The sequence below is a fragment of the Ligilactobacillus ubinensis genome, from assembly GCF_024160875.1.
Lineage (GTDB): Bacteria > Bacillota > Bacilli > Lactobacillales > Lactobacillaceae > Ligilactobacillus > Ligilactobacillus ubinensis.
The window spans coordinates 112,755-134,006 of the sequence record NZ_JAIULA010000003.1 but is presented as its reverse complement, the minus strand read 5'-3'; the positions used below and the strand labels follow the sequence as shown (position 1 = coordinate 134,006).

Genomic DNA, 21,252 nt, shown 5'->3' with positions numbered 1-21,252 from the left:
CTATAGATGAGCAGTTTAAATTTTGTTTTTTTTAACAAATGGGTTGAACAAAATCTGGGAATTAGATTAGATGCATATAAAGAAAAACAGATGCAACGAAGAATTGGCAATATAATGACGACATTTGGTTGCAGTACTTTAGAAGAATATGCAAAGCTTTTAGAACGAGACAAAACAGCGCGTAATGCATTTGTGGAGCACCTAACGATAAACGTTACGGAGTTTTATCGTAATAGGGAGATTTTTGATAGTTTTGAAGAAGTAGTGAAAAAAACGATTATTCCACGACAAACACATCCCAAAATATGGAGTGCAGCTTGTTCAATTGGAGCAGAACCATATACATTAGCAATGATTTTGGAACGTAATCATATTGATGGTAAAATCATTGCTACGGATATTGATAAGGTTATTTTAGATAAAGCACATGAAGGTATATATAAAAAGAGTGAGCTAAAAAATGTACCTAGCTTAGATTTGAAAAATTATTTCACACAAGAAAATGAAGATTACATAGTTAAAACAAATATTAAAAAATATGTAACTTTTAAACAGCATGATTTATTAAAGGACAGTTATGAGCCTATGTGTGATGTTATTGTATGCAGGAATGTAACAATCTATTTTAAACCAGATGCAAGAGATAAGGTTTATCACAATTTTAGTGATGTACTTGTTTCTGGAGGAATTATATTTACTGGAGCAACTGAAACAATAAATGATTGTGAACAGTTTGGTTTAAGGAAAATAGACTCGTTTATCTATCAAAAAATATGATTGCGGGGAGGAATATAAATGGCAGATGATAATAGTGTTTATCGCGATCTTTTTTTTGAAGAAAGTGATGATAACTTACAAGAATTAAATGACAGTATTTTGGAACTTGAACAAAATCCAGACAATATGGAATTAGTTAATAATATTTTTCGAGTAGCTCATACTTTAAAAGGTATGTCAGCTACAATGGGATATGATGTCATGACAAAGTTGACACATAAAATGGAAGATATTTTTGATTTATTTAAATCCGGAAAACTAAAAGTAACTAAAGATCATGTTTCACTAATATTTAAGTGTTTAGACAAATTATCTGAATTAGTTGATGATTTACGGGATGAAAAAACATTAAGTGATGATCAAATAAAAGTATTATGGGATGAACTTGATGAAGTAGAAAAGGGTGTTGATGCTCGGCAAAGTATAGACGAAAAAAAATCTAGTTCTAAAGAAACAAAAAAAGAAGTCGCTGAGCTAAATGGTTATTTTGAAAAAATCGAAGATGCGGATTTGGATGTAATAAAAAAAGCACAAGGAGAGGGTTATAATGTATTTACAATAGCAATACGCTTGGATGCAAAGTCCTTGCTAAAAGGCCCTCGAGTTTTCTTGATTATGGAAAAGCTAGATCAAGAAGGTGATGTTATTCATTCGGAGCCTACGACTGAGATACTTGAAGATGGTGATTTTGACACTGATTTTAAAGTTATTTATGTGACAAAAGATACTTTTGATGAGGTTACCAAAAATATTAATAGCAATAGTGAAATTGATCAAGTTATTGTTGAGGAATTTGATGAAGAGAAAATTCAAAAGCCAAAAGTAAGCGAAGAAAAAGATGATGACTCTAAAGAAATTGTTGCAAAGCCACAAGATCAGTTAGAAACAAGGCCTAAAGATTCTGAAAAAAAGAAACCAGCAGTAAAAAAAGAGAATCATCATAATAATCGAAATCAATCAATTAGAGTGGACCTTAATCGATTAGATAGTTTTTTGGATTTAGTATCTGAATTAGTTGTGTATAGAAATCAGTTAGCAGATGCAGGTAAACGTAATAATGCTGATGAAGTAAGAGATTCAATGGAACAAGTTTCACGTCTAACTTCTGAATTGCAAGATTTAGTTCTGAAAATTAGAATGCAACAAGTTAGTGTTGTGTTTAACCGGTATCCACGGATGATTCGTGATTTAGCTAATGAATTGCAAAAAGAAATGGAATTAGTGGTTATTGGTGAAGAAACTGAATTAGACAAGACGGTTGTTTCAGAACTTTCAGAGCCAATGATTCATTTGTTGAGAAACTGTGCAGATCATGGGATTGAAAAACCAGAAGTTAGAGAAAAACTTGGCAAGCCTACTAAAGGAACAATTACTCTTTCAGCTTATCAAGAAGGTAACAAGGTTATTATTACATTGGAAGATGATGGTAAAGGTATTGATCCTGATGTAATTAAAGAGAGTGCACAAAGAAAGGGTATTAATACAGATGGAATGAGTGATCGTGATTTACAGATGTTAGTCTTTCATCCTGGTTTTTCAACGGCTAAAAAAATTACAAATATTTCTGGTCGTGGAGTCGGATTAGATGCGGTTCAGGCAAAAATATCTGAACTAGGTGGTTCGCTTGAAATGGAAAGTAAAGTTAATGTCGGAACCCGTATTACGATCAAATTACCGTTAACATTATCAATTATTCAAGCGTTAATGATTCGAATTAGTGATGAAGACTTTGCAATTCCATTAGACGTGGTAGAACGGGTTGTAATGATTAAAGATGATGAAATTATTCAAACCCGTCAAAATGAAGTATATCGGTTCCAGGGCAAACTAATTCCAATTGTACGCACTAATGAGTTATTAAATCTACCGAAGACTGAAAGCAAGAATAAGTTTGCGATTATTGTGACTATTGGCGCACAATATTATGGAATTTTAGCTGATAGCTTAATTGGACAACAAGAAATTGTTATTAAAAAAATCGATCAAATTTTAATGGATTTAAATAAGTATCAAGGAGCAACCATCTTAGGGAATGGCGCAATTGCATTAATTTTAGATGTTAATGCGATTTGCAATGAGAAAAAGGTGGCGGTTAAATAATGAGCTATACAAAATTGCAACTTGATGGTTTAAAAGAAATTATGAATATTGGTGGCGGTAATGCAGCAACTAGCATTTCTAAAATGATTGATTCACGGATTGCGATGGAAGTTCCTGAAGTGCAGATAATGAATTATACTGATATGTATAATAAGATTATTTCAGACGATGTTGAGATGCATGGGGTATTAAGTCAAATTGTAGGTGATCTTGATGGTGCATTGTTGTTTGTAATTTCGCAAGACTCTGCAAATAAAATGGCGAAGATGATGCTAGGTGAAGATACAACTCAAACGCAACAACTGATACAATCTGCCGTGATGGAATTAACAAATATTATTTTTAACTCTTTTCTACGTGCAATTGGTGATTTGGTTCAGATGAGTTTAGTATCAAGGTTACCTATTGCAAGTTATGACTACTTTGGAGCGATTATCTCCAGTGCTTATATGGCCTTTGAACAATATGATGAACAAATACTTGTTATTCATAATGAATTTACTTATGGTAGTGAAAATTTAGATGCATCACTTTTTTTAATTCCAGGAATTGGAGTACTTGAAAAAATATTTAAAGCTTTAGGACTTTGAGAGGAGAATTAATGTGGCAAAATCAGTATTAATTGTAGATGACGCTGTTTTTATGCGTATGAAGTTAAAAGATATTTTAGAGAAAAATGGTTATGAAATAGCAGATGAAGCTCAAAATGGGCAAGAGGCATTTGAAAAATATAAGGCAACCAATCCAGATTTAGTAACAATGGATATTACAATGCCAGAAGTTGATGGCCTTGATGCATTAAAGATGATTAAAGAATATAATGCAGACGCTAAGGTCGTAATGTGTTCCGCAATGGGGCAACAAGGAATGGTCATGGATGCAATCCGTGCTGGTGCGGTTGATTTTATTGTTAAACCATTTGATACAGAACGTGTTATTCAAGCTATCGACAAAGCACTTTCCTAATGACAGGAGGCAGTAACATGCAAATGATTTTATTTAAGATGAATAGACAATATTATTTAATTTCTGCAGCAGATGTAGAAGAAGTTGTTGAAACTATTCAAATAACCAAGGTACCTTTAGCTTCTAAGTGGATTAAAGGTTTGATAAATCTTCGCGGAACTGTTGTCACAATAATAGGATTAGCTGAATTGCTTGATATTCCATCCACGGAAAATAATATGAATATTTTAGTAATGAAAAACGAAGAAGCACGAAAGGGCTTGCTAATTGAAGAAGTGGTTGAAGTCCTTGATATTAAGGATGACGATATTCAGTTGAGTTTGGAACAGGAAAGTAAACATATAAAGGGTGTTGTCGCCTTTCCAGACAAGATTGCAAATATTGTTGATGTGACAGATTCAATTTTTAATTAATGATTGTTAATAAGTAGGGAGGGTTATTGTGGATCAAGTATTGTCCCAGCAAGAAATTGATGCCTTGCTGAATGCTATGAGCAGTGGTACGCTCGATGAACAACAGATTGAAGATGAAGCAAAAGAAGCTACAAAAGTAAAAACCTATGACTTCAGAAGACCAACGCGTTTATCAAAAGAATATATTAATACCTTACACATGGTTTTTGAAGACTTTGCTAAATTGGGAAGTACGCTCTTAGCCTCACAGTTACGAACTAATGTAAATGTGAAACTAGCTGTAATCGAGCAAATCAGTTACGATGAGTTTATTCACTCTATTGCACGTCGGACATTGATTGGTCTATTTCATTCTGATCCAATGAAGGGTTCGCAGATAGTTGAAATTAATCCTCAATTGTGTAATATCCTTATTGAGTTATTATGTGGTGGTCAAGAGATGGGTGACAGTGAAAGCAATGAAGATCGTATTTTAGAAACGCGTGAAAGTTTTACTGATATTGAACTTTCAATTTTAGAAGAGGTTGTTAAAGAACTTATTAAGGTTTATAAACAAGTGTGGAAAGATATTGTAGAAATAGATCCGCAATTGGATTTAATGGACACCAATCCACAAATGCTTCAAAGCATGTCACCTAATGAACCTGTTATTCTAGTGACTTTCACAGTCGATTTGATGGATAAGAGCACCTTCATCAACTTATGTATTCCATATATCTTTTTTGAGGGAATGTTAGATAAGTTAAGCATTCGAAATTGGTTTGACTCAAGTAAAGAGAAAGATAAAGATGATTCGACAGAATTAAGACGCAATTTAAATCACGTTGAAATGAATATAGAAGCTTTGCTTGGAAATACAAAGATGGATTTAGCTGATTTCTTAAATTTAGAAGTGGGCGATGTTATACGGTTAAGTAAAAAAATATCAGATCCTATAGATACGTATATAGAAACTCATCCATTCTATACGACTAAGTTAGGAAAACTGAGCAATGGCCAATTTGCAGTCGAGTTATTAGATAAGTTGGAAGGGGAAGATGAAAATGAGTGATAGCCTATCACAAGAAGAAATTGATGCGTTGATGAATGGTAATGGTTCCAAAGAAGGAGCGCTAAAGTCTCAAGAAAATGAATCAAAAGCACAAGATAGTAAAGAAAATGAAGAAAAAGTCGAAGAATCATCAGATGATAAGAATAAAGAATTGAATCCGATGGTTGCAGCCATGGATGACCAAGCTAAAAGAGATTTAATTGGTGAAGTAGGTAATATTTCTATGTCGCAAGCTGCAACAACTTTATCATCGATTTTAAATCATCGTGTGACTATCACAACACCACGTGTGACTAAAGTAACTTTTAGTGAACTAATTGATGGAATAAAAGCGCCCAAGGTAGCAACAACGGTTAAATTTAAAGAAGGATTAGTTGGTGCCAATCTAATGCTTTTAGAAGTACATGATGCTAATGTTATTGCTAACTTAATGATGGGTGGCGATGGTACTCCTGAAAATGAAGACTTTACAGAACTTGAATTAAGTGCAGTAGCAGAAGCAATGAATCAAATGATTGGTTCAGCCGCAACTTCAATGGCAACAATGATTAATCGTAAAGTAGATATTTTGCCTCCTGAAGTAAACTTATGGAAAGAGCCTAATAAAGTTGATTATGATTTCATTGTTAAGGATGAAGTAATTTATGTAATATCCTTTTCGTTAAATGTCGATGGTTTAGTTCAAAGTGAAATTATGCAGATTTTTACGGAAACAATGGTTAATGATATTGCAACAGCTATGCTATCTGATAAGGCAACAGTAATTAATAATCGTAAAAATAATGAAAAAAAGCCTGCTGAAGAGTCTATAGAAACTAATACAACTGTACAACCACAGAAAAGTGAATCTAAGAATGTAATTGAGAAAAAAGTGGAGATTAATACGCCGCAGTTCCAAGAGTTAAATCCAGATACACCCAATACAGGAAAGGGTGATAATCTTGAATTAATCATGGATATTCCTTTAAACTTGAGTGTTGTACTTGGACGTAGTAAAAAAGCCGTCAGAGATATACTAAGTTTTAATACCGGTTCAGTTATTGAATTAGATAAATTAACTGATGAACCATTAGAAATATTGCTAAATGGTAAATTAATTGCAACCGGAGAAGTTGTTGTAATCAATGATAATTTTGGAGTTAGAATTACAGATATATTATCACCAAAAAAACGAATCGATTATATGAGATAATTAATTATGAAAGAAGTTAAACTTAAGGGGTTTAACTTTTTTTTGATAATCCGATATAATATGAGATGAAAGAATTATTCAATTAGAGATGTGAAAGGGGGAAATAGATATGGATATTCATGGTGATTACAGTAACTATAATAAGGTGTATCCACTTGTATCCAAGAATGAAATAAACCAATCAAATGGGAAAGTAACTGCATCTTCTGAATCTAAATCTACTAACGATAGCAATGCAAATGTGGAGATTTCTGATACAGCCAAAAAATTAGATTCAAGTCGTCAAGCGACATCAGGAGCTTTTGATGCAGCTAAGGTTGCAGATTTAAAATCTGCTATTCAATCTGGAAATTATAATATTTCTGCTGATGAGATTGCTACTAACATGATTTCAGCAATGGATGAGGAGTAGAATGTTATGAACGAAAAGGAATTTCAAAAAAAAATCAGAATATTTAGAAATGTTTTAACTAATGAAAAGGAAAGCTTAATTAATAATAAAACTGAGAAAGTACTTGAGGCATTGTCTGAAAAAGAAACGTATATTCCGATTCTAGATAATTATCAAGGACCAATTTCTGAAAAAACGAAACAATTATTACGAGAAATCAAAGAATTACAAGAAACTAACCTTTTATTGACAAGACAGGCATTAAGTTATCAAAACACGCTTATGCAAGCTATTAAAGATAATTTAAAAAGTCCTAATGAACTGTACGGCCCAAAAAAGTATAAAAAAAATGCATATGCTTCTGATCCGGGTGCCTATCTTTTAGATAATAAGGCTTGATTTCTTTTGTAGGAGGAGACTATGGTTGGACTATTTGGAACTTTAGGTACTGCTAGTAGCGGGTTGAATGCTAGTGATGTTGCATTACAAACATCAGCGAATAATATCTCTAATTCTAGTACTGATGGCTATTCAAGGCAAAAAGTTAATTTACAGACTAAAAGTGCGTATACTTTGGCTGGTGTTGGCTCAATCGGAACTGGGGTTAAAGTTGATGGGGTACAACGAGATGTTAGTGATTATATTCGAGAGCAGATTAGAAATACAAATTCAAAATATGAATCAGCAACACAACGTTCTACAACCTTAGGTAATTTAGAGGATATTTTAAATGAACCCTCCGATAATGGTATTGTTACGCAATTGAGTAGCATGTCAAGTTCATGGACTACAGTTGCTAATGATCCAGAATTATCCACAGGGAAAAGTGTAGTTATCGAGGATGCAAGTAGTTTTGTTGATGCTATTCATGACATGGCAAGTTCGATTTCAGATTTAAAAAATACAACAGTTACTGGAATTGAGCAGTCGGCACTAGATTTTAATACTGATTTAGATGATTTGAATGATATTAATACTCAAATCTATGCTTCTGAAACAGCTGGTGATACACCTAATACATTGTTAGACACAAGAGATTCGCTCTTAAAATCATTATCTGGATTAGCGGATATAACGACATCAACAGATTCATATGGACGTGTATCTGTTTACTTGGGAAGCACAAAGAATTCAGACAATTTAGTTTTAGATGCTTCTACTAAAACCGTTAATAAGTTGAGTGTGGTAAGTGCAACGAGTTCAGATAGTTCAACTGTATTTGTTGATGGTGATACAACTACGACACCAGTAAGTGTTAGTGGGACATATGATCCAGGAACATTGTTAATATTATCTAAATCAGGAGATACATATTCTGTAGCAAAAGAAGCAACAGTTAGTGAAGGCGACCTAGGTGGTTATCAAGATGCATTAAAGGAAATAAATTCAGAAATGGATGATTTAAATAGTTTTACTAATACAGTGGTCAAAACTATTAATACTATTTATAATTCTGATGGATCAACGACACCGACAACTTCTCAAATGTATGATGGGCTTTTTACTTTGAGTCAAGATAGTACTAATCCCGCTGCAGATTTTGAAGTCAATACAGATTTAGTTGATAATCCAGAGGAATTAAAGACAGGAACAAGTGGTAATAGTGGTGATAGTACAATTGCAACGGCAATTGCAAATGCGTTTAGTTCGGCGATGACGACTGATGGTAGCGATGAAAGTGTCTTAAGTACTTTTGATGCAAGTTCCTTGAGTTTTACAACTAGTACAAGCGGTAGTTCATATGCTACACGTTTTAATAATATTGTTACGACTAATGGTATTGCAAAGCAAAAAGCTGATAATTCAGAATCATCGCAAAATACTTTACTAACAAGCCTAAATGATCAAGATGACTCTGTATCAGGTGTTTCAATTAATGAGGAAATGGCAGATGTTATTAAATATCAGAATGCATTTCAAGCTAATGCGCGGATGCTTGAAATAGTTTCAGATTGTTTGGATACTTTAATCAATAAGACAGGAGTATAAGATAATGAGAATATCCAGTAGTATGACTTATACAAATTTCTTAACTAATTATCAGAAGAATGCTAATACAATGCAAGATACAATGAATCAATTGTCCAGTGGTAAAACAGTAACGGAATCTTCAGATAATCCGTTACTTGTTTCAAAGATAATTTCTTCAAAAGTATCCTTAGCTGAGAATGAAACGTATGCTGATACAATTAGTTCTGCAGAAACATGGACACAAGAGCAATATAGCGTCTTAAATAATGTTAGTACTTCTATGAATAGAATTATTACTTTAATTACAGCAGCTGCTTCATCTACAAATGGGACAGATGAACTAGCAGCTCAAAAAGAAGAAATTAATGAAGATATCCAAAATATTATGGATTCTCTAAATACTAATTATGCAGGCAAATATCTTTTTTCGGGGCAGAATACAACGACTAAGCCATTTGAGGTTTCAACTGATTCTGATGGGATTGTTAGTAATATTTCATATGAAGGTACTGACGATAATTTGACAAGAACGATTGCGAATGGAGTATCAGTTGATTTATTTGCGGATGGTAGTCAGTTTACCTCTATTAAAAATTCAGATGGAACAACAACTAGTTTAAATGAATTTGTTAGTAACTTAATGAGTGCTTTAGGTGATAGTGATGGGAACACTAATCAGACTGAATTAGGTAGTACTCTTTTAACTCAAGCACAAGATTTTTATGATAACTTTACTAGTGTACAAACTAATATTAGTGCAAAAGAAACGCGTTTAGAAGCAGCAGCTAGTCGAAATTCAACCGAAAAATTGAATCTCACAACCCAGCTTTCTGATCAACAAGATGTTGATTATGCAGAAGCATACTTACAATATGAGAATCAAATGGTTGCGTATAAAGCAACTTTAGCTGTTGGAACTAAAATCATGCAAACGACAGTATTAGACTATATGGACTAGAACTTTTATAACAAGAAAAATCAAGGATCCACATTTGATTTTCTTGTTTTTTATTAGGGGGAAAAGTCAATGGATATAGATAGAATTTCGCGTATCATTAGTGAGATAGCTCCAGTTGAAAAAATTCGTAAAATTGAAGATAGCCAAAAAGAACAGATAGAAAATCAATTACGTGATGAAGGAGTTACAGAAAAAAGATTTATAAATAATAATCAGCCAAACAAATCAAAAAAGAAACTTAAAAAAAGGAAGAAACAAGCCGATATTGATAATATAGATTTTGACAAAGAGGGACTCTATCAAATAATCACAGAGGTAAATCATAATTTAAGTGAACAAGGACTAGGATTAAGGCTTTCGTTAGAAGAAGATGATTCAAAAATAGTATTGGTTGAAGAAAATACGAAGAAAATAATCAGACGCTTAACTATCAAGGAAGCTTTAGAACTATATAGACGAGATAGATGGAGTCACCAAGGAATATCAATTAACAAGAAAGGATGATTTTCAATGACAACAACATCAATTAGTTCAGCGACAGCATCTGCAATTAGTTCAGCCACTAGCACTTCAACCAGTACGTCAACCAGTAGCTCTACAACAAGTACAACTAGTGAATCTGATGCTAGTGTTAGCTCTACATTAGGTAAGTATTCTGGAGTTACTCTTGAAATTATAAATGAAATGATTGCGGCGGATTCATTATCCACACGGAAAACATCTGATGAGACGGAAATAACTAATTTAACAAGTCAAAGTTCTGCTTGGACGGCAATCAAATCATCATTATCGGATTTACAAACAGCGTTAGATTATCTACAAGATGATGATCAATACTATACAAAAACAGCAACTTCGAGTAACTCAGCAGTTGCAACAATTTCAGGAACAACCTCAGCAGCTACCGGTTCATATAGTATTAGTGTTAGCCAGTTGGCGACCGCTGAAACTATTTCAGGATCTGTACCTAGTGTTTTAAGTAGTAGTTCAGATAGTAGTAATACTACAGCTTTAGGTTTGAGCGGTTCACTGACATTAACGTCAAGTGTTGGTAGTGCTTCGCTATCAGTTTCAAGTACGCAGAGTTTAACAGATATTGCTTCAGCCATCAATAACTTAACGGTTACTTCTTCTGATGGTACTACTAATTCTTTGGGTATTACGGCAACTGTTGTCGCTAAACATTTAGTTTTAACTTCATCTGCTACCGGCGCAAGTAATACAATTTCTGCAACTAGTACAGACAGTACAGCAGACAGTTTAGGGTTAGGCTCTGATGCAACAACAACAGCAGGCAAAGATGCAAGCTATACCTTAGATGGTTATGATTTGACAAGTTCTTCAAATACTATTTCAGATGCAATCAATGGTGCCACACTTACATTAACCGGTGTTTCCTCGGCTGATAGTTCAGATAGTACAGGTAGCACGTTAAGCTCAACAACGTTAACTTTAACTAATGATACTTCTTATTTAGAAGCGGCTGTTGAGAATTTTGTTGATAAATATAATGCTACGATGACGCTGTTAGATACAGATACAGCAATTGATACAAGTACGACAGATGCTACAGAAAAAAGTAATGGTGTTTTATACGGTGATAGTACAGCAACACGATTAAAGTCTTCTTTAGCTTCTTTAGCAAGTGCTATTACAGGATCGAGTTCTTCTAGTTTAAGTTCAGCTAATGTAGGCTTGAGTGTTGACTCAGATGGCACGATGTCAGTTGACACTACGAAACTAGAGTCAGCAATCAGTGATAGTTTAACTAATGTTAAAAATTTCTTTTATACTTCAACAGGTAAAGGAACTAGCAAAACCGAATCGGGGTATACAACTGGTTTTGCTTCTCTAATCAGTTCCTATATCAGTACAAGCTATAGCAGTACTGGTACTTCAAAAGGAATTATTGGAGATAAGATCAGCAGTATTACAAGTCAGATAAAAAGCTTGAATTCTGAAGTTACTGATTTAACCAGCCAGTTAGAGACTAAAAAAGAGGCATATATTACTAAATACACTGCAGTTGACGCTGCAATGGAGTCGGCTGAATCGACATTGAAGGAAATTTCCAATTGGTTTTCAAGTGATGATGATGATGATAGCTAATAAAAAGGGGTATTTATTATGAAAGATACGGAACTAATTGCGGAAATCATGAAAAAAATTAGGCGATTTGACGGTAGTGCAGATAGTGCCGTTAAAATAATAACATATTTAGAACCGATATTTTTGCAATTTAATGGAAGACCACAAGGAATATCTGAAGGAACATTACAAGATATTCAACGTGTTTATGAAAAGTTTATCCATATATTAGCTGAGGAAAAAAAACAGTTAGCTACAAAAATTAGTGGATTAAGTGATACAAAGCAGAAACGAATTGTAGATGCATATGCTAAGCACATGCAATCTTCAATGAAGAGAATCTTTTAGAATTAGTAAGAGGGGAGTCTGTTATCGTGGGGTATGGTCCTAAAGGGTATAAAAACGATTATTTAAAAACTGAAGTTATGAGTGCAAGTCCTGCAAAGTTAACGACAATGCTCTTTGAAGGAGCAATTAAAAGTATAAAGCTAGCACAATTGGCTATGAAAAATAAAGAAATAGAAAAAGCACATAATTATATTCGTAATGCAGAAGAAATTATTTATGAACTATCATCTGCAATAGATCCATCAGTTGATAAAGAAATAGCACAACAATTAATTTCTCTATATGATTTTAGTAACAATCAATTACGTAAAGCTAATATCTCTAAAGATTCACAGCAGTTAGACAGTGTGTTAAATGTCTTTGTTACGCTACTAAATTCATGGAAAAAAATAGCGGAATAATATTAGTGTATATTGTGAGACAAGAAGAGAGGAAAATATATGTTGAATGATAACTTAACAATCTGTGTGCTAACTAAGGATGAACAAGACAATTTGCAACGCTGTTTGAATTCTATCCAAGGCGTGAAAGCAGAACTAGTAGTTGTAGATAGTGGTAAAAGTGAAGCAACTGCAACATTAGCTAAAAATAATCGAGCTCGCTACTGTGAATTTGATTGGGTAGATAATTTTGCTAAAGCTCGAAATTTTGCACTAGATAATGCAACAAATGACAACATCTATTTTCTTGATAGTGATGAGTGGTGGGCAAAAGAAGATATCGCAAATAATATTGAGCAACTTGAACGTTATTTTGAGCGTGACGACTTATCACAGGCCAAGGGAACTGCACGTTGTTTGAATCATTGTATCAGACAAAATCAAGAGATGATACAAGGATCAATTGTAGAGCGGGCATTTAATCGACAACATTTTAATTTTAATGAAGATACGCGGGTTTATGAAAAGTTAGTTTCTAATATGGGATTTGATTCACTAACTTTTGATTTGATGAATGTAACAACAATTCATCATGATGGTTATCTTTTAGAAAAAGAAAACGTTGCTAAAGCAGGTCGTAATCTTGTCTTAGCATTAGAGGATTTGTCTAAGTATCCTAATGATGATGATTATCTGATTAATATTGCAAAATCATATCGTGATGCGGGAGAATTAACAGCTGCTAAAATTGTATTAGATAAAGTTGTTTCAAACACTACTGGGAAAGATGCAGCAAAGTTATATCAGACAATACAAGAAGATGCAGAAATGCTACAAGACTCTGTAGATTTTCAATATATGGCTGGTGAAATATATGCTCTATACTTGGAGAATGATAGAGCATTAGCTCATTTTAAAAAAGTTATTGAATTAGCAAAACAGGATATATCTGAAAAATATGTTTCAGCTAGTTTTTTTGGAATCGGAAAAATTTTTGAACAACAGGGTGAGTTTCAAAAGGCACGCGAAAATTATGAAAAATGTGACGATTATCCAGATGCAATGGATGCTTTGGCTGCTATTCAGTAGCGATATAAATACTGGTTATATGCTCGGATAAAAACCTTAAATTCTAAAAAAATTTTGAGAAATCTGTTTTGATTTGAAACACCCCATAATTGTTAGACATAGAAACTAACAGTTATGGGGTGTTTTTATAATCAATTTTGCAACTGATTTTAAAATTAAGTCTATTCAAAAATATTTTGGCTAGGGTTTCTTTAAATTTTATTTTTTTAACCGATAGAAATAGTAACGCAATTCTATGTTTAAGGGAGGTAGAGCTAATATGTGTGTATCGATTTGTATAATTGCTAATAAAATTGATAATATAGAAAAATGTTTAAGCTCTTTAAAAAGATTTAAGCAAGAAATCGTATTAGTTGATACCGGTATGGGAAAACTAGAAGATATAGCTAATAAATATAGTTGTAGTTATTACCAATTTGATTGGTGCGATGATTTTGCAGCAGCACGTAATTATGCAATTCAAAAAGCTAAATATGATTGGATTTTTATGATTGATAGTGATGAATATGTGGTTATTGGCAATCCAATGTATTTTTTTAGAAACAATACACTTACTAATACAATTGGCAAAATTAAGCGAGTTAGTTTTACAGGAGAAAAGACAGCTATTGGAAAAAGTTATGAAGTTGAGGCCCGATTATTTTCTCGACGGTACTTTAAATATACTGGTCGTGTGCATGAACAAATCATTCCACTTAATAGTCAGGTAACGGGTGTTTCATACCAGGATAGTGGATTAGAAATAGAACATACTGGGTATCTTGATAAAAGGGTACTGCTTACTAAAGCCCAAAGGGATGAGCAGCTCCTTAAACAAGATTTAGCAGATAAACCACATGATGCATATCTGTTATTTCAAATGGGCAAGGCTTTGATTTTACAACCAGGGAATGAAAAAAAAGCAGTACTTTATTTAGAAAATGCCGTAACTTATCAACAGAATTGGCAGCAACCATACATGTACGATTGCATTACAACGTTATTAATTGCATATGAACGCTTAAATGAACAAGATTTATTAATAGAAACGGCACTCAAATATACTCAATATTTTGCTAATAGCACAGATTATTATTATTTGGTTGCAAGTTTGTTACAGTTGCAAGAATTGTATCAACAAGCAATTTTATATTATCAAAAAGGATTGAGCATCTCTAATTCAAAATACGCAAGCAAAAATCGAACTAATCCTGAAACCTGGCTAAAAATAACACGGTGCTACGCTAAGTTAAATGATATAAAAAACACTAAAAAATACTGTGAAAAAGTATTTGAATTGATGACAATCCAGCAATTGGAGCAAGATGCAGATCAATTTTTCTTTGCTAAAGAATATTTAATAGCAAGTTTTTTCTACATTGAAGAATTGAAGAGAGATTCTTCAAATATAAGGACTTTACAAAATATCTGTAGGCTATGTCAATCTTATATCAAGTTAGGTAATTATGCGCAGGCATTAGATGCGGCACTGATTTTTAAAGATGATTTTAGTATACAATCGGATTTTTTATTTGTTTTAGGAAATGTTTATCTTGCTAATAAAAAGCTGGATGCTGCTAAACAAGCCTTTGAAGCAACACTTAAATATAAAAATTCGGCTAATAGCGGTATTAATAGTTGGTTAACTCAGTATAATCTTGGAATAATTTATGAATATTGTGGAGATAAAACACAGGCAATCAAAAGCTACTTAGAATGTAACGACTATGAACCTGCAAAAAAAAGATTAACTTACTTGGAAAATAAGTAAAGAAGAGGTGAAAAGATTGGAACTGTCAGTATGTATGATTACAAAAGATGAGGACAAAGTTTTAAAAAGATGCTTGCAATCATTGCAGCCATTAGCGGCTGATGTAGTTGTTGTTGATACAGGTATCAATGAGTCAACCAAAAATGTTGTTATTGAAAATGGGGGACGTTACTTTACTTTTAAGTGGTGTGATGATTTTTCTAAAGCACGTAATTATTCAATTAAGCAAGCTAAATATGATGATGTCTTAATTATTGATAGTGATGAGTGGCTAGCAACAGAAGAAACAGAACGAAATAAAGAAATATTTAAAGCTTTTATTAGATATGATGCTTCTACATTAGGTTGCTGTTACCAGGCTAGTATTAGACCTGAAATAACTTATAGCAAATTTAAAGCGGTTGTTCCACGTTTATTTTCACGAAAATATTATACTTTTACTGGTCGAGTACATGAGCAACCTGTTTTACTAGATAAAGCAGGTGAATCAAGAACAATCATAATAAATTTAAATCTGTATCATGATGGCTATGTTTCTATTACATCAAAACGAAAAGCTAAGAGAAATTTAGATCTCCTCTTAAAAGATTTAGCTGATCAACCTAAGAATCCTTATGTTTTGTTTCAAACAGGTGAGAGCTATTTAATTTTAAATAAGTATCAACAAGCTTTAGAATATTTGCAACAAGCACTAAATCAACCAGAGTTTGGTTATAAGTCTGCATATGCATATGAAACGGTGACAAGTTATCTAAATGTTCTGTATCATTTAAAAAAAAGCGAATTAGTGAAAAAAGAAATATTAAGGTTTGCACCTAAGTTCGCTAATGTAGCTGATTTTTGGTATGACGTTGGAGTTATATATATTAATTTAACTGAAGTCGATGCTGCAATTGCTGCGTTTAAGCATGCTACTCAATGTACAACAGTTTCAGCACCAGGTAAGGAAAGTGATTTTTCATATTATAGTTTAGGTCAGATATATACACAATTAGGGGACTATCAGCAAGCAATAGCGTATTACAAAAAATGCAAAGAAGAATTTGAACCAGCGCAAGTTGAATTAGAAAAAGTCGAATATACAGTCGCAAAAAAAGCAATTGAACTTGAAGAAAAGCCAGAGAAACAAATTGAATTGGCACAACGCTTTTTAAATAAATATCCCAAAACGACATATATGTATTATATTAGTGGTCAAGCGTATCTTAAACTAGCAGATAAAGCACAAGCTTCAGTGAGCTTTTTGCAGGTTATAAAAAATACCACAAAAACTGATGTAAAATCATTTGAATATTTAGCGGCCGAGAGTTATTTAGCACTAATGATAGAGCTAAAACAAACAATAACAATTGACTTTGTTAAAAAATATGCTTTTATTTGGCAAACGGCAGATAGTATGTTTTTATTAGCAAGTTACTACATTCAAATTGGGCAGTATCAGCAAGCAAAGGTATATTTAAAACAAGCTAAGAACTTTATAAGTGCACGTATTGAAGGAAGAAACACGTATTTAGCAGATTATTATTTGGGAACATTATGTGAAAATGCAGGTCAAGAACAACAAGCGTTGAAGTATTATCAAGCTGCATTTCCTTTTAAATCTGCAATTAAAGCTGCAAAAAAAATAAAGTATAAGCAGTTGGATCTTGAAATCTGTATTATTGCTGAAAAAGATACTCAAGAATTAGTAAAAGTAACTTTGGATAGTTTAAAAGAGATGCAAGTTGATAAAGTTGTGGTTACAAATACCAAGCGATTTGCTGATATAGTAAATTTAGCAGTGAGTTATCAAACAGGAAGCATAGATAATTTAATTAATTATGGATTGAAACATGCAAAACATAAATATATTCTTATTTTATATGCAGGAGAAGCACTTTATAACTGGAATAAAGAAAATTTGCAAGAATTGCTCACTAATAGTAGAACAACTACTTTGAATGGAAATATATTCTTAGTTCAGACGATTCAGTTACCTGAGATGAATTTAGAAAACAGGCGACATGATTCGCGGTTACTGCAAGCAGATGCATATGAATTTAAAAATGGAAAATTTATATGTAAGAACAGCAATGAAAACGAACTTGAAATTCCATTAACAATTAATAGTTCAAGTGAACTGTCAATTGTATGGGAAAAACAGTCTATACAGCAAGCAAACTATTTGTTTTATCAGGGACAATATTTCGCGGCATTTGAACTATATCAACAATTATTTACTAATAGCGAGATTGATTATGGGATAGAAGAAACGCTTATTGGTACAACAAACATGATATGGGCGGCGATTTATTCTAGAAAAACAACCGAAATGAATAAGCTAGTTACTGCCTGGATTCCAATGTATAGCCGATTTTCGCTTTTTCAAACAGCATTAGGCGACTATTATTTGGCTCAAGCTAAATTAGAGGTAGCTAAAGATGCTTACCAACAGGCGTTGAACTTGCATAATTCCTTAAGTAAGTGCTATAACCTAGAGTTACCGCAGTTTGGGTTAGGAAAAGTGTATGAGCAATTAAATGAAAAAACAATAGCCAAAAAACATTATCTAGCAGCTAGTAGCTTGCCGATTGCACAAACTGCTTTAAATAACTTGGATTTACATAAATATTTATGTATTGATATTGGAGGACAATCACTGAAATACGGGCTTTTTGATGAGCTTGGACGTAAACTTTTATATAATACGATACCAACGCCAACGATATCAGATTTAACGCTAGAGTTGATGAAAATAATTGAACAACAAAAAGAAAAATTGTGTGGAGTAGGAATTAGTATCTTAGGAAATGTAGATACTTCTTCAGGCCAAGTGTATCTATTACGGCAACAAAAAAGTTTAAATTTACAGGAGGTTTTGCAAAATTTAGAAATACCAGTCGCAATTGAAAATGATGGTCGAGCAGCAGCAATTGGTGAAAAAAACTATGGCTTGTTAAAAAATGTAAAAAATGCAGCTGTATTAGTGTTAGGCAGTGCTTTAGCTGGGGCATTAATTATAAATGGTCAACTTTTTACTGGTTCAAATAATAAAGCAGCAGAACTCTCATACTTGATGCAAGGTAGTCAACGCGTAATGTATCAAACCTCGGCAGTTGAATTGATAAATAGTTTAAGTCAAAAGCTAGCTTTGGATAAAGCAGATTATAAAATCGTTTTTACAGCATTAAACAAGCATGATGAAAGAATTTGGTCTATCTTTGAAGACTATTGTTATCAAGTTGCCAAAGTTATTTATAATTTACAAATTACATTAGATTTAGACACAATAGTTATCGCTGGCGCTATCAGTCAACAACCATTACTTATACAGACAATCAATACACAATATGATATTTTGAATCAAGCAATCACACTAAAAAAACCGCAAATTTTGGCAGCAAGCTTGAAAAGTGATGCTAACTTATATGGGGCGTTAAAGATAATTATCGATAAGGAGAGAGAAAATAATGACTGGAGCAGATGACAAACAATATGAATTAGCAAAAACAGCCTTAAAGCAAGGCCCAAAAAATCTAGCTCGTAAATATTTAGAAAATTGTCCAGATAACCAAGCTGCCAAAAAGGAATTAGCAGAGTTAGATGCATCAGACGAAAGCTTGGGAGTTTCAATTTGTATTATTACGAAAGATAACGAAAAGACGCTTGCTCGCTGTTTAGTATCTTTAGCTGCATTAAATGCAGAAATTGTCATTGTTGATACAGGCTCAACCGATAAAACATTAAAAATAGCCACTAAATATACACGCAATATCTATCATTTTAAATGGATAGACGATTTTGCAGCAGCGCGCAATTATGCTGCTAAATTGGCAAAATATAATTATATAATGACAATTGACAGTGATGAATATTTATTACAACCAAAACAAGATGAGTTGAAAAAGTTCTTTGATGGTATCAATTCTAGAAAAAAGGTGGGTTGTTATCTGCAAGTAAATATGTTAGGAAAGAGTAAAGAGCAACGTCCTTATATAGCATCAGTAAGTAGAGTCTATGATAAACGGTATTATAAGTTTTTATTTCCAATACATGAACAATTAACTCAAATATACAAAGATAAAGTAGATAATGATCCTGTTTATGATTTAAAATTACAATGTATACATTATGGTTATACTAATCAAAGTAAATTAGTTAAAAAAAATCAACGTAATCAAGCGCTACTAGTGAAGCAGCTAAAAAATGATCCAACGAACACTTATTATATGTTTCAATTAGCTAAAACATACAGCATACTAAAAAAATACAAAGAAGCTTTTAGAATCTATCAGGAATTTTTTAGATTTCAAAAAGAGTATATTTATTTATGGACAAGAGATGCAATCGATTCTTATATCAAGTTATGTTTTATTACTAAAAAGTATGACAAGGCTCTAGATTGTGTCCAAAAATGCAAGCAAGACTGTATGGAATCTTTAGATATGCTCTGTTTATTTGCAAATGTCTATGTGGCTAGTGATCAAGATGAAAAAGCAATCGAAGTGTTAAAGATAGCTGAAAAATTGCCTGTTACAGCGGCATATCAAGAATTTGGATATCGAAAACAAGATGTGTATCAACAATTAGCAGAAATCTATGCTAGAAAAGGCAAGTGGCTGCTAATGCAACAATATGAAAAACTATTACCGCAAACACGACAAATTAAGAATGAATTGTGGAGTGTCACTGAGAATAAAAATCTAAGTATTGTTGTTTTTGTTAGAAATAACGAGACAGTAAAGTTAGAAGAATGTTTGGTATCACTTGCGCTATTTAAAGCAGAATATGTAGTGATTATTCTAGGAAGTTCATTAGCTTCAAGCAAAATAGCACATCAATTTACGGAACAGGTTTATATGGTTAAGGAAAAATTAGAAGCAGATCTATATAATTTTGCGTTAGCTAAAGCAAAAGGGAATTATGTATTTTGGATTAATGCTGATGAAAAATTACAAGGGGCAGATTTTTCAGCACTAGATAAATTTCTTGTAAAAGTCGGTAACTATGTTGGTAATATTCTTGTAGAAGAACCACTTTTAACAAAGAGTGAAGAACCGGTTTTACAGTCACAAACAAGATTTGGCTACCGCAAATTTATTAAATTTGATGGGAAATATATTGCAAGTCCGATAACTAAAAAAAAGGGTCAGAACATTCAGCAAATTGAATTACCTATAACATTGAAACATAATTTAACCAAAGAAGAATATCAAAAGTATAATGAAATACGTCGAACAAAATTAAAAAATAAGCTTAAAAATAGCATAGATGTAACATTGTTAGCTGAGTTAGCAACTAATTATTTTAGCAATGGTGATAATGTTCATGCTATCAAGTACTACTATCAGTTATTAACATTACCGTTAGATTTACAAGATGAACTAACATTAAATAGTGTTACTAATTTAATAAATGCTTTGGTAAATGAAAAACAGTATCAAGATGCACTTAAAATAGTCGGAATTTTTAAAGGATATTATGCAGAACTGTCAGATTTCTTATTTGCAGCTGGAACGGCTTATATGAATATGGCGCAATTTGAGCAAGCTCTTAATGCGTTTGAGCAAGCCCAAAGACAAGCTAATTCCCGTTCACTAGGGATTAATAGTTATTTATCCTCATATAATCAAGGTGTTATTTTTGAAGTTCAAGGCAAGAAAAAAGAAGCAATTGGAAAATATCACTTAAGTAACGGGTATAAGCCGGCAAAAGAAGGTCTAATCAGACTACTTAACTAAGAAAATAAATTTTTTAGTAGAAAAAGGTTTAATAAAAAAAAAGCTTGCCGATATATAT

General features: G+C 32.7%; 19 protein-coding genes. All 19 read left to right on the top strand.

The genetic code is table 11. From position 1 onward, the window contains the following. The first annotated feature begins 6 nt into the window (after positions 1-6). The 19 genes from LB941_RS02600 to LB941_RS02510 all read left to right on the top strand — a co-directional run bounded on the left by LB941_RS02600 (position 7) and on the right by LB941_RS02510 (position 21,194). The gene (locus LB941_RS02600; protein WP_253359232.1) at positions 7-777 is read left to right on the top strand and encodes a CheR family methyltransferase; all 771 of its coding nucleotides are present in this window, start codon (positions 7-9) and stop codon (positions 775-777) included. Between the two features lie 18 nt (positions 778-795). Continuing rightward, positions 796-2,877, top strand: a complete 2,082-nt coding sequence (locus LB941_RS02595) for a chemotaxis protein CheA (RefSeq protein WP_253359231.1) — start codon at positions 796-798, stop codon at positions 2,875-2,877. Next, positions 2,877-3,467: a chemotaxis protein CheC gene (locus LB941_RS02590; RefSeq protein ID WP_253359230.1), complete on the top strand. Its 591-nt coding sequence runs from the start codon at positions 2,877-2,879 to the stop codon at positions 3,465-3,467. Before LB941_RS02595 ends, LB941_RS02590 begins: the two co-directional genes overlap by 1 nt. A gap of 13 nt (positions 3,468-3,480) precedes the next feature. Beyond that, positions 3,481-3,843, top strand: a complete 363-nt coding sequence (locus LB941_RS02585) for a response regulator (protein ID WP_253359229.1) — start codon at positions 3,481-3,483, stop codon at positions 3,841-3,843. A 17-nt stretch (positions 3,844-3,860) separates the two neighbouring features. Further along, positions 3,861-4,256, top strand: coding sequence for a chemotaxis protein CheW (locus tag LB941_RS02580; RefSeq protein ID WP_253359228.1), 396 nt, complete (start codon positions 3,861-3,863; stop codon positions 4,254-4,256). Positions 4,257-4,284: 28 nt separating this feature from the next. After that, a complete protein-coding gene (gene fliM / locus LB941_RS02575) occupies positions 4,285-5,307 on the top strand; it encodes a flagellar motor switch protein FliM (RefSeq protein ID WP_253359227.1) in 1,023 nt (340 codons plus the stop codon). Beyond that, on the top strand, positions 5,300-6,499 hold the full coding sequence (gene fliY / locus LB941_RS02570) for a flagellar motor switch phosphatase FliY (RefSeq protein ID WP_253359224.1): 1,200 nt from the start codon (positions 5,300-5,302) through the stop codon (positions 6,497-6,499). Before fliM ends, fliY begins: the two co-directional genes overlap by 8 nt. Before the next feature lie 109 nt (positions 6,500-6,608). Next, entirely contained in the window at positions 6,609-6,911 is a 303-nt protein-coding gene (gene flgM / locus LB941_RS02565) for a flagellar biosynthesis anti-sigma factor FlgM (protein WP_253359222.1), read from the top strand. 6 nt (positions 6,912-6,917) lie between these two features. Continuing rightward, positions 6,918-7,289, top strand: a complete 372-nt coding sequence (locus LB941_RS02560) for a flagellar motor switch protein (RefSeq protein ID WP_253359220.1) — start codon at positions 6,918-6,920, stop codon at positions 7,287-7,289. A gap of 21 nt (positions 7,290-7,310) precedes the next feature. After that, a complete protein-coding gene (gene flgK, locus LB941_RS02555) occupies positions 7,311-8,879 on the top strand; it encodes a flagellar hook-associated protein FlgK (RefSeq protein ID WP_253359219.1) in 1,569 nt (522 codons plus the stop codon). Positions 8,880-8,883: 4 nt separating this feature from the next. Further along, the gene (gene flgL / locus LB941_RS02550; RefSeq protein ID WP_253359218.1) at positions 8,884-9,819 is read left to right on the top strand and encodes a flagellar hook-associated protein FlgL; all 936 of its coding nucleotides are present in this window, start codon (positions 8,884-8,886) and stop codon (positions 9,817-9,819) included. Positions 9,820-9,888: 69 nt separating this feature from the next. Continuing rightward, positions 9,889-10,323, top strand: coding sequence for a hypothetical protein (locus LB941_RS02545; RefSeq protein WP_253359217.1), 435 nt, complete (start codon positions 9,889-9,891; stop codon positions 10,321-10,323). Between the two features lie 6 nt (positions 10,324-10,329). After that, positions 10,330-11,928 carry a flagellar filament capping protein FliD gene (fliD, locus tag LB941_RS02540; RefSeq protein WP_253359216.1) on the top strand — a complete coding sequence of 533 codons (1,599 nt, stop codon included), beginning with the start codon at positions 10,330-10,332 and terminating at the stop codon, positions 11,926-11,928. 18 nt (positions 11,929-11,946) lie between these two features. Next, complete coding sequence (locus LB941_RS02535; protein ID WP_253359215.1) at positions 11,947-12,255, top strand: hypothetical protein; 309 nt, start codon at positions 11,947-11,949, stop codon at positions 12,253-12,255. 26 nt (positions 12,256-12,281) lie between these two features. Then, on the top strand, positions 12,282-12,656 hold the full coding sequence (gene fliS, locus LB941_RS02530) for a flagellar export chaperone FliS (protein ID WP_253359214.1): 375 nt from the start codon (positions 12,282-12,284) through the stop codon (positions 12,654-12,656). 39 nt (positions 12,657-12,695) lie between these two features. Further along, complete coding sequence (locus tag LB941_RS02525) at positions 12,696-13,724, top strand: tetratricopeptide repeat-containing glycosyltransferase (RefSeq protein WP_253359213.1); 1,029 nt, start codon at positions 12,696-12,698, stop codon at positions 13,722-13,724. Between the two features lie 259 nt (positions 13,725-13,983). Further along, positions 13,984-15,474 carry a tetratricopeptide repeat-containing glycosyltransferase gene (locus tag LB941_RS02520; protein ID WP_253359212.1) on the top strand — a complete coding sequence of 497 codons (1,491 nt, stop codon included), beginning with the start codon at positions 13,984-13,986 and terminating at the stop codon, positions 15,472-15,474. Positions 15,475-15,490: 16 nt separating this feature from the next. Further along, positions 15,491-18,940 (top strand): ROK family protein, encoded by a 3,450-nt coding sequence (locus tag LB941_RS02515; RefSeq protein ID WP_253359211.1) that lies wholly within the window; start codon positions 15,491-15,493, stop codon positions 18,938-18,940. Then, the gene (locus LB941_RS02510; protein ID WP_253359210.1) at positions 18,924-21,194 is read left to right on the top strand and encodes a glycosyltransferase; all 2,271 of its coding nucleotides are present in this window, start codon (positions 18,924-18,926) and stop codon (positions 21,192-21,194) included. Before LB941_RS02515 ends, LB941_RS02510 begins: the two co-directional genes overlap by 17 nt. Positions 21,195-21,252: the final 58 nt, after the last annotated feature.

What these genes read in the sequence shown, in the direction of transcription:
- LB941_RS02600 (WP_253359232.1), top strand. Translation starts at nt 7, where the DNA reads ATGAGCAGTTTAAATTTTGTTTTTTTTAACAAATGGGTTGAACAAAAT.
- LB941_RS02595 (WP_253359231.1), top strand. Translation starts at nt 796, where the DNA reads ATGGCAGATGATAATAGTGTTTATCGCGATCTTTTTTTTGAAGAAAGT.
- LB941_RS02590 (WP_253359230.1), top strand. Translation starts at nt 2,877, where the DNA reads ATGAGCTATACAAAATTGCAACTTGATGGTTTAAAAGAAATTATGAAT.
- LB941_RS02580 (WP_253359228.1), top strand. Translation starts at nt 3,861, where the DNA reads ATGCAAATGATTTTATTTAAGATGAATAGACAATATTATTTAATTTCT.
- fliY (WP_253359224.1), top strand. Translation starts at nt 5,300, where the DNA reads ATGAGTGATAGCCTATCACAAGAAGAAATTGATGCGTTGATGAATGGT.
- flgM (WP_253359222.1), top strand. Translation starts at nt 6,609, where the DNA reads ATGGATATTCATGGTGATTACAGTAACTATAATAAGGTGTATCCACTT.
- LB941_RS02560 (WP_253359220.1), top strand. Translation starts at nt 6,918, where the DNA reads ATGAACGAAAAGGAATTTCAAAAAAAAATCAGAATATTTAGAAATGTT.
- flgK (WP_253359219.1), top strand. Translation starts at nt 7,311, where the DNA reads ATGGTTGGACTATTTGGAACTTTAGGTACTGCTAGTAGCGGGTTGAAT.
- flgL (WP_253359218.1), top strand. Translation starts at nt 8,884, where the DNA reads ATGAGAATATCCAGTAGTATGACTTATACAAATTTCTTAACTAATTAT.
- LB941_RS02545 (WP_253359217.1), top strand. Translation starts at nt 9,889, where the DNA reads ATGGATATAGATAGAATTTCGCGTATCATTAGTGAGATAGCTCCAGTT.
- fliD (WP_253359216.1), top strand. Translation starts at nt 10,330, where the DNA reads ATGACAACAACATCAATTAGTTCAGCGACAGCATCTGCAATTAGTTCA.
- LB941_RS02535 (WP_253359215.1), top strand. Translation starts at nt 11,947, where the DNA reads ATGAAAGATACGGAACTAATTGCGGAAATCATGAAAAAAATTAGGCGA.
- LB941_RS02525 (WP_253359213.1), top strand. Translation starts at nt 12,696, where the DNA reads ATGTTGAATGATAACTTAACAATCTGTGTGCTAACTAAGGATGAACAA.
- LB941_RS02520 (WP_253359212.1), top strand. Translation starts at nt 13,984, where the DNA reads ATGTGTGTATCGATTTGTATAATTGCTAATAAAATTGATAATATAGAA.
- LB941_RS02510 (WP_253359210.1), top strand. Translation starts at nt 18,924, where the DNA reads ATGACTGGAGCAGATGACAAACAATATGAATTAGCAAAAACAGCCTTA.